The organism is Vibrio jasicida CAIM 1864 = LMG 25398 (genome assembly GCF_000400365.1).
In the GTDB taxonomy this organism is placed as follows: domain Bacteria; phylum Pseudomonadota; class Gammaproteobacteria; order Enterobacterales; family Vibrionaceae; genus Vibrio; species Vibrio jasicida.
Genome location: NZ_BAOG01000014.1, coordinates 64,713 through 78,366, shown reverse-complemented (window position 1 = coordinate 78,366; position 13,654 = coordinate 64,713). Strand labels below are relative to the sequence as shown.

10 protein-coding genes are annotated in these 13,654 nt (G+C 45.8%); 5 read left to right on the top strand and 5 right to left on the bottom strand.

Features of this window, described 5'->3' with window-relative positions; translation table 11 throughout:
* Positions 1-20: 20 nt before the first annotated feature.
* Positions 21-2,279: a DNA internalization-related competence protein ComEC/Rec2 gene (locus VJL_RS03940; protein WP_038875925.1), complete on the bottom strand. Its 2,259-nt coding sequence runs from the start codon at positions 2,277-2,279 to the stop codon at positions 21-23.
* Between the two features lie 8 nt (positions 2,280-2,287).
* Between VJL_RS03940 and VJL_RS03935 the strand changes: the two genes are divergently transcribed.
* Positions 2,288-2,797 (top strand): DUF2062 domain-containing protein, encoded by a 510-nt coding sequence (locus tag VJL_RS03935; protein ID WP_005431694.1) that lies wholly within the window; start codon positions 2,288-2,290, stop codon positions 2,795-2,797.
* 199 nt (positions 2,798-2,996) lie between these two features.
* On the opposite strand, the gene lolE is transcribed toward VJL_RS03935, so the two are convergent.
* Genes lolE through lolC form a run of 3 tightly spaced genes read right to left on the bottom strand, consistent with a single transcriptional unit; the run spans position 2,997 to position 6,152 of the window.
* The gene (lolE, locus tag VJL_RS03930) at positions 2,997-4,241 is read right to left on the bottom strand and encodes a lipoprotein-releasing ABC transporter permease subunit LolE (protein WP_038866676.1); all 1,245 of its coding nucleotides are present in this window, start codon (positions 4,239-4,241) and stop codon (positions 2,997-2,999) included.
* Between the two features lie 2 nt (positions 4,242-4,243).
* A complete protein-coding gene (lolD, locus tag VJL_RS03925; protein ID WP_038875924.1) occupies positions 4,244-4,951 on the bottom strand; it encodes a lipoprotein-releasing ABC transporter ATP-binding protein LolD in 708 nt (235 codons plus the stop codon).
* The gene (gene lolC, locus VJL_RS03920; protein ID WP_038875923.1) at positions 4,944-6,152 is read right to left on the bottom strand and encodes a lipoprotein-releasing ABC transporter permease subunit LolC; all 1,209 of its coding nucleotides are present in this window, start codon (positions 6,150-6,152) and stop codon (positions 4,944-4,946) included. Before lolC ends, lolD begins: the two co-directional genes overlap by 8 nt.
* 246 nt (positions 6,153-6,398) lie before the next feature.
* Between lolC and VJL_RS03915 the strand changes: the two genes are divergently transcribed.
* The 4 genes from VJL_RS03915 to VJL_RS03900 all read left to right on the top strand — a co-directional run bounded on the left by VJL_RS03915 (position 6,399) and on the right by VJL_RS03900 (position 11,837).
* Positions 6,399-6,968: a PilZ domain-containing protein gene (locus VJL_RS03915; RefSeq protein WP_038875921.1), complete on the top strand. Its 570-nt coding sequence runs from the start codon at positions 6,399-6,401 to the stop codon at positions 6,966-6,968.
* Positions 6,969-6,973: 5 nt separating this feature from the next.
* Positions 6,974-10,435, top strand: a complete 3,462-nt coding sequence (gene mfd / locus VJL_RS03910) for a transcription-repair coupling factor (RefSeq protein ID WP_038875919.1) — start codon at positions 6,974-6,976, stop codon at positions 10,433-10,435.
* A 7-nt stretch (positions 10,436-10,442) separates the two neighbouring features.
* The gene (locus tag VJL_RS03905; protein WP_042602659.1) at positions 10,443-11,213 is read left to right on the top strand and encodes a peptidoglycan binding protein CsiV; all 771 of its coding nucleotides are present in this window, start codon (positions 10,443-10,445) and stop codon (positions 11,211-11,213) included.
* Positions 11,214-11,291: 78 nt separating this feature from the next.
* The gene (locus VJL_RS03900) at positions 11,292-11,837 is read left to right on the top strand and encodes a GNAT family N-acetyltransferase (protein WP_038875917.1); all 546 of its coding nucleotides are present in this window, start codon (positions 11,292-11,294) and stop codon (positions 11,835-11,837) included.
* Positions 11,838-11,955: 118 nt separating this feature from the next.
* Here the strand turns inward: VJL_RS03900 and VJL_RS03895 are convergent, their stop codons facing one another.
* Positions 11,956-13,245: an NAD(P)/FAD-dependent oxidoreductase gene (locus tag VJL_RS03895; RefSeq protein ID WP_038875915.1), complete on the bottom strand. Its 1,290-nt coding sequence runs from the start codon at positions 13,243-13,245 to the stop codon at positions 11,956-11,958.
* Positions 13,246-13,654 lie beyond the last annotated feature (409 nt).

Genomic DNA, 13,654 nt, shown 5'->3' with positions numbered 1-13,654 from the left:
ATTTTCTTACATTAAGACTCTTATTCTACCCCCTTACGCAGCATCTGCCTATACCAAGGGTCAAATGTCTCACTTCGTTTAACTTCGAAGTGCCAATTGTCTTGCTCAATAAACACCGATACTTGACCATCACTGCCTGTGTCTAACCAAAGCGCCTTGCTCTCTTCATAAGCTGATACAACATTTTCAGCAGGCATCCCCCATTGATTACTTTTTGCGAGAGAAGCAATGGCTAATTTGGGGGAAACGGCTTGAACAAATTTGGGGTTCGAAGAACTCTTGCTGCCATGGTGAGGAACCAACATCACATCACTTTCTAGTTTCTCAGGCTCACGCATGAGTATCCATTCACTTATGGCTTCAATATCTCCCGTCAGCAGCAGACGGAAACCAGATTGAGAGTCGACTACCCTAATCACACAAGAGTGGGGATTGTAGGCACGTTGAACCAACTTCGGTGGCCACAACACTTCCATATTCAAGGATTGCCACGACCAGTACTCCCCTGCAACGCACGCTTTGTAGTCAGTATAATTCTGGCTGCTGAACTTATTGGTCGGATTGAAAGCACTTTCGATGTATTGACGACCTCCTGCATGGTCAGAGTCCGCATGGCTAATGATGACCCCATCAATGGAACCGTAACCTCGACGATGCAAAGTCGGGGCGATAACCTGCTCAGCAATGCTACCGCTCCCCCATCCTTTACCTGTGTCATAAAGCAATACCTTGCCGCCTTTTTCGATCAATACTGCAAGCCCATGCCCAACATCGAGAACATCCACTCGCCATCGGTCTCTAGTTGAATCATGAAAGAACACCACACAAGTCGTGACCAAAAGTAATAAAAGCAGTCCGTTCGCCCGAAAAAAGCGACCAAGCAAAAGACAAGCACTTGCCACACCGACAAGAAGCGTTGCTTTTAAACTGAGAAACTGCCAACTCCCTGTGGCAAAGGGTAAAGACCAACTCAATGGCCATAGCGCCCAGTCCATGCCTTGCCAAAACCACGCCGAAATGAAATAAGAGCAAAGTGAAAACATGAGTGCAAGAAACATCAGAGGGACCACAATCATCCCAAACCAAGGTATAAATACTAGGTTATAAATAATTGAGGTTAGACTGGTGCCAGAGAAGAAATACCCGCTGATCGGCACGATCAACAAAGTAAGTACTAACTGTACTTTCAACAACAAGATCAACTTGTCCTTCCAATCCCCCTTGTGGCTCTGAACGGCATTCACCGCAAGCAGTACCGCAACAACAGAGAGATACGACAACCAAAAACTCAGACTAAGAGAAGCAAAAGGTTCAATGCAAAGCTGAATAGCGACTGCTAACAGCAATACACGCCAAGCGCTCCAATACACCAGCCAAAACTTTAATGACACATAAATAACACAGACAGAAAAAGCTCTTATCGTCGGCAAAGAAAAATCTGCAAGCCAAGCGTACAAAAACGCGGTGATAATCCCAATGACAGGTGGTAACAGCTGGAGATTGAAAAAAATATACCGAAGCGCAACCCCGGCGAAAATACCAAAACTGAATGCCATCCCAATATGCAAACCGGAAATAGAGACAAGGTGCAATAACCCACTATCCCGTAGCTGCTGCCAATCTTGATATGTTAAAAGTGAGCGGTCACTAAAGGCGAGCGCATTGATGAGTGGATAATGTTTGAGGCGCGAGATGCTTCCAGAAACCGACTGAATGATTTGCTGACGAACAGAGTACGAAGAACGAACCTGCCACTTGGCATTACGTGACGACGTTGCCCTTGCAACAATTCCCTGCCCAATGGCTTGTTGCTCAGAATCAAAACCCGCTTCATTTCTCAACCCTAGAATGGGTTTAAGTGAAACTTGAGTAGTAAAGTCACTGTTAACAGGCAGTGGGAAAGGGGTTATCAGACGGATTTTCGGTTTAAGAAAAGGTAACAGGTTTTGAGAATTCACCCCGCGAACCACCGCAATTCCTTCATATCCGTGACTTATTTGCGTAAAAGGGCTGTCAACTTTACCAATTATGGTAATATTCACCCCTGCTTGAAACAGGGCTTGTCTTTGATGTTCCATAACATTGCCGTGGACAATAACAACCATACAGCCCGAAATTACGCCTATGCTAATTAAGCCTCGACGTAATTTGATTATTGAGCCAATGGCAATTATTCCCAGCAGCAACCATCGCCAATCTGGCATCGTCGGCCACCATGCAGACGAAATAACGCTCGCGACAAATAATGCCAAGGTCCAACTTTTTTCTAAGAGAGTCATGTCGTCCTATGCCTAGAAAGCTGATAAAACGCTTCATGCCAGATCATGAAATGATCAAACGCCAAAAAGCACTAAAGGTCTTCGGCAACGTGTTATACAACCCAAACTTGTGGTGTTTAAACCGTCGCTCTGCATCTGGTGCTTTTGCTGTTGGCTTATTTATGGCGTTTGTTCCGCTTCCGAGTCAGATGATCATGGCCGCAGGTCTCGCCATCATGCTTGGCGTTAACTTACCGCTTTCTGTTGCATTGGTATGGATCAGCAACCCTATCACGATGCCAGTTCTGTTCTACTTTGCGTACAAACTTGGCGCTTTGGTTATGCACGTTCCTCCACAGCCATTCCATTTTGAGTTGTCGTGGGAATTCATCATGCAACAAATGAACACTATTGGACCACCGTTCCTACTAGGCTGCGCAATATGCGGCGTTGTATCAGCCATCATTGGCTATTTTGGTATTCGGGGGCTTTGGCGTTACTCAGTCGTGAGAAGCTGGCAAAAACGTAAGATAAGATAAGTACTTATTCTTCAATTAGCAGGTTGTAGAGCATCGAATGGAGAACAGTTAACGTTCGACATGAAAGGCGCTGTAACTCAAGTATGAAGTCTACCGAGCCATGACAGAGATAAGCTGAACATAGATAAAAGAAAGGACCGAGATTCGGTCCTTTTTTGTGCCTGCCGCTTGAGAGCGGCGGCTAAAGTCTTTCTTTCGATTACTTGGAACTCAATACCGCAGCAGGATTGAGCTTCGCTGCGCGAGAAGCAGGGTACCAAGTTGCTAACAAGCTCAACATGATTGCCGTTCCCGAAACCAAAGCCACATCAGGCCAATGCAACTGGGAAGGTAAGAAGTCAACAAAGTAGATGTCACCCGATAAGAACTGATGTCCGATTAAACTCTCTAACGCTTTAATGATGGGGGTTAAGTTTAGCGCGACAAACACACCAACAATACTGCCTGCAATACTTCCGAATACGCCCGAGAACACACCTTGCCATACAAAGATACGTTTAATTAGCCCATCTTTTGCGCCCATGGTGCGTAATATCGCAATTTCTGCAGCGCGATCTTTTACGGCCATCATCAATGTAGAAACGATGTTGAAGCTTGCTACACCAATCACCAGAACCATCACCAAGTACATAATGGTGCGAACCAGTTGGATGTCGCGATACAAGAAACCAAATTGTTGTTGCCAGCTCTTGAGGTAGACATACACATCAATCAGACTGCCGACTTCACGCACGATCGAAGGTGCATTGAGTACATCATCTGTCTTCAATGAAATTCCTGTAACACCATCGCCTAAACGTGCATACGCCTGTGCATCTTTTAATGGAACCAGAGCGAGTGAATGATCGATCTGGCCGTTAAGCGTTAAAAAACCTGAGACTTTGACTCGCACACGTTTTGGTGCTTGAACTTTGCTGGTGCTTCCCGTTTGCGGAATCATTAACGTAACGTAGTCACCAACCTCAACATTTAATTCGTTGGCAACTCCACGCCCCAGAATGACTTGCTGCTGACCAGCATAAAAATTCTGCCATGCTTGGGGATCAATAAAATCAGACATGCTTGATACGGCCTGCTCAAAAGCCGGATCGACACCTCGTACTTCAACGGCTTTAAGCTTGCTGCCTTTTTCCGCCAAACCAGTAAAGCGAACATAAGGCGCCGCCGCGACAACATGTTCATGACTCAATGCCTGATTCATAGTTTTGGTGTAGTTGTGCAGTGGTCCATTGACCCCTTCTAACTCACCATGCGGAATAACTGATAACACGCGCGATTGCAGCTCACGTTCAAAACCATTCATTGCTGAAAGGCCAATAATGATAACCGCAACGCCAACCGCAATACCAATCGTGGAAGAAAGCGAAATGAACGACACCATTTTGTTACGCTTTTTAGCGCGACTGAATCGGCCCCCGATCATCAGTGCTAGAGATGAAAACAAAATTAGCCCTCCGCAACCGCTGTTTCAGTGATAAAGCGATCCACCAGCAAGCCATCTTGCATATGCATTTGGCGATCCATTTTCGCGGCTAACTCGTTATCATGAGTAACCACTAAAAAGGCAATGTTCGACTCTTGGTTTAATTCACGCATCAAATCGTAAATCGCCAGAGCAGTGTTGTGGTCTAAGTTACCCGTTGGCTCATCCGCCAATACCAGATCAGGCTTGTTCACCAAAGCTCGTGCAATGGCTACGCGCTGACGCTCACCACCAGAAAGTTCGGACGGACGATGATCCATGCGATGACCTAACCCCACCTTTTCGAGTAGAGTTTGAGCAGCTTCTTTTGCTTCCGATACTTTCGTTCCACCGATCAGCAGGGGCATTGCCACATTCTCTACTGCTGTAAAATCCGCCAACAAATGATGGAATTGATACACAAAACCAAGGTGTTTGTTACGCAACGCGGCTTGTTTATTTGAACTCAATGCAGATAGGTCTTGGCCAAGAAAGTCGACCTCACCTTGTGATGCGTCGTCCAACGCACCAAGGATGTGCAGTAAAGTACTTTTCCCTGAGCCCGATGAGCCAACAATTGACACTAACTCACCTTTATCAATATCAAAGCTCACGCCTTTCAACACTTCTGTATCTAACGATCCCTCTCGGTAGACTTTACGAATATCACGACATTCTAATAGCTTATTCATAGCGAAGTGCCTCAGCAGGTTTAACAGAAGATGCTCGATAAGATGGATATACAGTTGCAGCAAGACTCAGAGCAATCGCCAGCACTACCACTAATAAAATTTGGAATGAATCGATAACAATTGGCAGATGGCCACCAAAGCTAAATAGCGCCACACCAGCCGCTTCCAGAATCGCATTGAGGTTAAGCGACAAAGCCACGCCTACCACTCCACCAACAATCGCGCCAATTACGCCACTGCTGGCACCTTGAACCATAAAAATAGCCATCACCTGAGATTGCTTCATCCCCTGGGTTTTGAGAATTGCGACTTCAGATTGCTTCTCCATCACCACCATGATCAAAGCAGAAATGATGTTAAACGCGGCAACACCGACTATTAAACCGAGCATCAAGCCCATCATGTTCTTTTCCATTTTAACCGCTTGGAAAAGTTCACCGCGTTGTGCACGCCAGTCACTCCACTGCCAACCTTCAGGCATAGGTTTATCTGCAAACTCAGTCACCATAAACGGGTCGGAGAAAAAGACACGCCAACCAGAGACCGTCTCTTTAGGTAAGCGCATCAACTTTGCCGCATCCGTCATGTTCACAATCATCAATTGTCCATCAACGTCCGAGCCAGTATTAAACAACCCCGCAACGGTAAAGTTACGCTGACTAGGAATACGCCCTAACGGAGTAAATTGTGATGCATTCGTTACCATTAAACGCACTTTATCGCCCATTGAGACTTTTAACGATCGCGCCAAGCTGTGTCCTAAGAAGACCTTATACTCACCCGCTTTTAAAGAAGACAATCGACCTGCGATTAAATGGTTTGAAATAGGGTCGCCTTGTTTTGGTTCAATCCCAATCAAGTAGCCCGCGGTCAATTGTGCAGAACTTTGAATAACCGCTTCTCCACGAACGATCGGTTCAGGCTTTGCCGTCGTAGACATCTTCTGGATAAATTCAGGCGCCGTCGCTGTCATTGGCGTTTTGCCATCATGCTGTGAAATTACGGCGTGAGGTAACACACCTAAAATGCGCTCTTTTAGTTGCGCTTCAAAACCGTTCATGACAGAGAGTACGGTCACAAGCGCCATCACACCGATCGTAATGCCTGCGGTCGACATATAAGACACGAATCGACTGAACCTATCTCCGGAGCGACCCCGAAGATATCTCAAGCCAATAAACAAAGAGATAGGATGATACATATAGGACAAACCAACTGGTTTTCTAATAGTGCTAAATAATAAGAGTTATCTTACCTTACTCTTACAATGAAGAAGACAAGATAATCGCTAAATTTGTCAACGACATGCAATAAGTCCATTTTTAAGCGAGAAAGTTCACCCAGACAAAACATGGAAACTTGATAACTTATTTCAGTTAGCGATAATCAGTGCCCTATCCCTCTCTTTCTTCAATGAAATGAGACGTTGGCAGAAAAGGACCGATTAATGACAGAGCAAGAATACTTCACCGTACACCACAACCTCACTCTTAATGTCGAAACATTAGGAGCGGACTTCGTTCTGCCTGATGAGGAAACCTTTGTCTCGGAAATTCCAACGCCTTTTATTGTCGCAAGCGAATTTAGCCATTTAGATATGCTGGCAGATAATGCACGCCTTGAACTACAAACTAAAGAGCTGAAACACGTCATCAGCCTGTTGGATACACAGAATTCAAAGCTCAACCTTTTACTTAGTTTTATGCTCTCTCAACAAGACGATGCAACACTGCGCTTTCAAACCACTCAGTTTGGAGCAAGCCAGCTCAGCTATCGCTCAGAAACTGAAATTGAGACTCAACAATTAGTGCGAGTAAAACTGTTCTTAGATCACCCTGCGGCAGCCATTTACTGCTACGCTCAGGTAGTGGCATGCGAGCCTTATGACCGTGGTTTCATCACCACTCTGAGGTATAAATTGCTCAGAGAAGCCGACCAAGATTTATTGATCAAAGCCGCTTTGTACCAACAACAGAAACTACTGCGTCAGCGTTCACTAGAGCGAGATAACAAATAACGACCATGACAAAAGCAACGATTCTTTCCGTCACTAATCCGTCTGAACGTGGCGATAAAAAACAGCTAGGGAATTTACCTGGCGCGGCATTACCAATGGCCATTGCGGAACTGGCAAAACAACACTCAAGCCATTCAGTCCTTGTGGTGCCCGATCCACAAATCGCGCTAAAACTACAAGCTGAAATTGAGCAGTTTACAGACCAAACCGTGAGCCTGTTCCCGGATTGGGAAACCTTGCCATACGATAATTTTTCACCGCACCAAGAAATTATCTCAGACCGAATTGCACGTTTATACCAGTTGCCTCATCAACGTAATGGTGTGACGATCGTACCAGTCAGCACAATCTTGCAACGTCAGTCTCCGAGAGACTTTTTGCTGCAACACACTTTGATGGTTAAGACGGGCGACCAGTTCTCACTCGAAAAGCTACGTACTCAGCTAGAAAACTCGGGATACCGTCACGTCGATCAAGTGTTTGGACCGGGTGAATACGCCAGTCGCGGTTCGATCTTAGATTTGTTCCCTATGGGCAGCTCCGACCCTTATCGTATTGATTTCTTCGATGATGAGATCGACACGATACGAACTTTCGACCCAGAGAACCAACGTTCGATCGAAGACATCCAGCAGATCCAATTACTGCCTGCGCACGAATTTCCAACGACCAAGGTAGCAATCGAAGACTTCCGTACCCGTTGGCGTACACAGTTTGAAGCACGCCGAGAGCCTGAATCGATTTATATGCAGGTCACTAAAGGAACATGGCCTGCCGGTATCGAATATTGGCAACCATTGTTCTTCGATCACACAGAGACTCTGTTCGATTACTTACCAGAAGATTCGCAACTGATCATTTATGGAGACATCGAAGCAGCGGTCGATACTTTCTTAAATGACGTTGACTACCGTTACGATCAAAAGAAAATCGACCCACTTCGTCCGCTATTGGCCCCTCATGAACTGTGGCTAAAGAAAGACGAACTATTTAAGCACATCAAACAATTGCCTCAGGCCCTATTAAGCCTAGAGAAAATTGTTAAACGTGCTGGTCGTCAGAACCTAGCGGTACAGTCTTTGGCAGAGCTTGGTGTCCAGCAACAAAACAAAGAGCCATTGTCTCGCCTTCGCCAATTTAGCGAACAATTTACGGGAAAAATCGTCTTTTCTGTCGAATCAGAAGGCCGTCGTGAAGCGCTGACAGAACTGTTGCAAGGCATCAAAGTACGTCCCGTGGTTCATGGCTCAATATACCAAGCACTAGATTCAAATGACCGATTCAGCCTGATACTTGGCGCTGCAGAACATGGCTTTATCCATGATGAGCTGAACTTTGCACTAATTTGTGAAAGCGACCTACTCGGCGACCGCGTTATCCAACGCCGTCGCAAAGACAAAAAAACCGTCAATAGTGACACCGTCATTCGCCACCTTGCCGAGCTAAAACCGGGGCAACCTGTCGTACACATTGACCACGGTATCGGACGCTACATCGGCCTGCAAACGCTTGAAGCCGGTGGTATGAAAACGGAATACGTGACTCTTGAGTATCAAAACGACGCCAAACTTTACGTTCCGGTTTCTTCCCTGAACTTAATCAGCCGTTATTCTGGCGGTGCAGAAGAGAGTGCACCACTGCATAAACTCGGCGGTGAAGCGTGGGCAAAAGCACGTCGTAAAGCGGCAGAAAAAGTACGTGACGTCGCAGCAGAACTTCTGGATGTTTACGCAAAACGCGAGCTAAAACCGGGTTACAAATTCGAGTTGGATCGTGGCCAATACGCCACATTCAAAGCGACATTCCCATTTGAAGAAACGGACGACCAATCCACCGCCATCAATGCGGTACTTTCGGACATGTGCCAAGCAAAAGCGATGGACCGACTCGTATGTGGTGACGTTGGCTTTGGTAAAACCGAAGTTGCAATGCGAGCAGCCTTCGTGGCAACAGACAACAGCAAGCAGGTGGCTGTATTGGTGCCGACTACCCTGCTCGCTCAGCAGCACTTTGAAAACTTCCGTGATCGTTTTGCTAACTTACCAATTCGTGTAGAGGTCCTTTCGCGCTTTAAATCAGCGAAAGAGCAGAAAGTGATCCTTCAAGACGTCGCGGACGGTAAAGTAGACATCGTTGTTGGTACCCATAAGCTGCTTTCAAGCGACATTAAATTCAAAGATCTTGGCTTGTTGATCGTCGACGAAGAACACCGTTTTGGTGTACGCCAGAAAGAGAAAGTAAAAGCAATGCGTGCCGATGTCGACATCCTAACGCTTACCGCGACACCAATTCCGCGAACGTTGAACATGGCGATGAGTGGTATGCGTGATTTATCGATCATCGCAACGCCACCAGCGCGTCGTTTAGCGATCAAGACGTTTGTGCGCCAGCATGAAGATTCGGTCGTTCGTGAAGCCGCATTGCGAGAAATTATGCGCGGTGGTCAAGTGTACTTCCTGCATAACCAAGTCGAAACCATCGAGAAAACCGCTGAAGACTTGCAAAAGCTGATCCCAGAAGCTCGTGTGACGGTTGCCCACGGTCAAATGCGTGAACGCGAACTAGAACGCATCATGAACGACTTCTACCACCAGCGTTTCAACTTACTCGTTTGTACCACTATTATTGAAACAGGTATCGATGTTCCGACGGCAAACACCATTATCATGGATCGTGCCGATAACCTTGGTCTTGCGCAGCTTCACCAATTACGTGGTCGTGTAGGTCGTTCGCACCACCAAGCTTATGCTTACTTATTGACACCACATCCGAAAGCCATCACCAAAGACGCCATCAAACGCCTTGATGCTATTGCTTCGTTAGAAGATCTGGGCGCAGGTTTCACTCTTGCAACGCACGATCTTGAGATTCGTGGCGCAGGTGAGCTATTAGGTGACGAACAAAGTGGTCAAATTCAATCGGTTGGCTTTACACTGTATATGGAGATGCTTGAACAAGCGGTTGAAGCATTGAAAGAAGGTAAAGAACCATCGTTGGATGACTTGCTTCGTGAGCAAACGGAAATTGAAATGCGTATTCCAGCCTTGTTACCGGATGACTACATCCCTGACGTGAATACACGCCTATCAATGTACAAACGTATTGCAAGCGTCAGCGACAACGAAGGCTTGTCAGAATTGAAGGTAGAACTGATTGATCGCTTTGGCTTATTGCCAGATGCAACCAAAAACCTTCTCTCTGTCTCAGAACTGAAAATTGGGGCAGGAAGTCTCAAAGCGAAGAAAATTGAGGCACATGATAAGGGCGGATTCATCGAGTTTTACCCTGATGCTGACATAAACCCGGCGTATTTGGTTAAACTCCTGCAATCACAGCCGCAAAAATTTGCAATGGAAGGTCCAACTAAGTTCAAGTTTAGCGTACCATTAACGGACCGACGAAAACGCATTCAGTTTGTTCAAGACTTACTGAATGATTTTAAACAGAATTTATTACCAACGAGCTAATAGTCGAATGAGAATACTGATCCCATTATTGCTTCTTTGTGTCTCAATGCCTACTTGGGCTGCGCGTCAATTTGATATTGAAGTAATTATTTTCAAGCGAGCAGTTAACGCTGAAAGTACCAGTGAATCATGGCCAAATGAGCTGCCAAAAATCGAAATGAGCAACGTAGGCAGCTTAGACAGTGAGTCTTACCGCCGTTCTAAAGGCGTCACTTTGCTACCACGTTCTTCTTTCCGTTTGAATGCACAAGAATCAGCATTGAACAATCACGCCGGCTTCAAAGTGCTTAAACACGTAGCCTGGCGTCAAGGCGACCGCGGCAAGGCAAGCGCGCCGATCTTCCATATCGTGGGTGGACGTGATTTCTCAGGCTCTTACAACGCTGACGGCAGCCAAATCAATGGCAATGCACAATCACTTTCAACCGATGGTTACAGTGAAGAAACCGTTAACGGTCCGCTCTACGAGTTAGACGGCAAACTTCAAATCTACGTTCAGCACTACTTGTTCGCTGAGACCACCATAGATTTACGTGAGCCCGCTGTACGTGAAGTTCGTATCGAGTCTCAGCCTTCTGAGCAAATGACGAATGAGTTAGGTGAAGTGGACGGCAACGTTCAAGTAGGCAACTTGGCAGAAGTTTCACCAACCATCACTGAAGAGAAGTTCTTGAAGAGCTTCCGCATGGATCAGAAGCGCCGTATGCGCAGTAGTGAAACTCACTACTTAGACAACCCATTGATGGGAATGATCATTCAAGTTCGTCGCGTTCGATAAGAGCAACATAAACATAAAAGCGCAGCACTGGCTGCGCTTTGTTTTATCTAGCGCCAAACAAGGAAGTAGTATCTGTTCATGAGTCCAGATTTTGAAATCATCACCCCACGCTTGGCACTCAAGCTTATTCCCTCAGAACAAGCCCACTCACTACAACGCTTGTTAGTTGAATCCCCTTCCCTACATCAATGGTTAGATTGGTGTGACGAAAACGTCACCCTCAAAGACGCGCAGGACTTCCTTCTTGCCACTCGCTTAAATTGGGTAAAAACGGAAGCGTTTGGATTTGGTATTTATGATCGTGAATACAACAATTTACTTGGAATGGCTGCTGTAAACGAGCTTTACCATACATTCAACATGGCGAGTATTGGCTACTGGGTTGCAGATAAATACCAACGAAAAGGCTATGCACAAGAAGCAATTCGAGCACTGGCTGAATTTTGTTTCGCCAAGCTTAGCCTAACGCGAGTAGAGATCGTCTGCGATCCAGACAACATTGCCAGTCAAACATTAATCGAATCAGTCGGAGCGAAGAAAGAAGCCATTGCTAGAAATCGTTTTATCTTCCACGGTAAACCAAAAGATGGCGTTGTGTATTCGTTGTTACCCACTGATTTGTAATTAATCGAATGAAAGTGTTCGATTTTAAGACAACAAAAAAGCCACCGACAGACGGTGGCTTTTCGTTTTGATTGTTTGTCTTTCTATCAAGTCAGCAATAGAAAGCCAAGTCATCAAATTAGTGTAGCTTCAAGTTTGGACGAAGTACGCGGTTAATACGGCCAACGAGCATCATCAAGCCAGTCTTAATCACGCCATGCAACGCCATTTGGTGCATACGGTATAGCGAGATGTATACGACACGCGCGATACGACCTTCAACCATCATAGAGCCTTTGGTTAAGTTCCCCATCAAACTGCCAACTGTAGAGAAGCGGCTTAGCGAAACTAAAGAACCATGGTCTTTGTAAACGTAGTCTTTCAGTTCACGACCGTTAAGCTTAGCGACGATGTTGCTGAACGCTTGGCTTGCCATTTGGTGTGCTGCTTGAGCGCGTGGCGGTACGAATGAACCATCAGGTTGAGTACATTGCGCCAAATCACCAATAACAAATATGTCATCGTCACGAGTAGTTTGAAGCGTTCCTTTAACCACAAGTTGGTTGATACGGTTTGTTTCTAGGCCGGCGATGTCTTTGATAAAATCAGGGGCCTTAATACCCGCAGCCCACACCATGATTTGCGCAGGAATTTTCTCGCCGTCTTTAGTGGTTAAACCGTTTTTATCCGCTTGCGTTACCATGGTAGCAGTACGCACGTTAACACCGAGTTTAACCAGCTCTTGGTGCGCCGCAGAAGAAATACGCGGTGGCAATGCCGGAAGAATACGCTCACCTGCTTCCACTAGGTTCACGTTTAGTTTGCTCGAGTCTAAGTCACCAAAGCCGTAAGTACGCAGCTCTTTCACTGCGTTGTGCAGTTCTGCTGACAGCTCCACACCCGTTGCACCCGCACCAACAATCGCAATATCAACGGTACCGTTACCATTTTTCGCGTGCAGTTTTAGGAACTCATTGTTCATACCAGAACGGAAACGGTGCGCCTGTTCTGGACTATCTAGGAAGATACAATTTTCACGAACACCGGGAGTGTTGAAGTCATTAGACGTAGAGCCAATCGCCATCACTAGAATGTCGTACTCTAGTTCGCGACTTGGCATAAGAAGCTCGCCATGTTCGTCTTTAAGCTCACTAAGAATGATCACTTTACGTTCACGGTCGATGTCTTGAAGGCTGCCCATTTGGAAGTCAAAACTGTGGTTTTTCGCGTGAGCACGGTAACTCAATGCGTCCACACCTTCATCCAATGAACCAGTTGCTACTTCATGCAACAGCGGTTTCCACAAGTGGCTCGCTTTACGGTCTACCAGTGTAATTTGCGCACGGTTCTTACGACCAAGAGTGCGACCTAGCTTGGTTGCCAATTCAAGGCCACCAGCACCGCCGCCTACAACGATAATGCGTGTCACAATGTTATCCTCTACAAAAATGAATATATGGGTTCAGCTCGAAGCTCTGACTCACAGTCTTACTGTGGTAAAGCATCCAACCGATGAATTCTTTGGTCTCTAGAGGTGAGCTCACTTTTTGGATAAATCCAATGCCATCTTTAATGTGCGTGTTTGATTAACTTGCTGATGTGGCATTGCTCGTTTGTCTGAAAGATACGATCTCAGACAAAAAATGGGCAAGTTTCTTACTCGCTCTCAATTTTTTTTGATATTTATCAAATTATTTTTACCAAGTTCATTATATAGGGCAATCTTTTGATGGCAACAAAAATCCTTGCTAGGAATACGGATTGGCTAATTTTCAACTGTTTAACGGTATCGTTTTCGTGCCACAAAAGGTTAAAACGATAAATCAAGATAATAAATC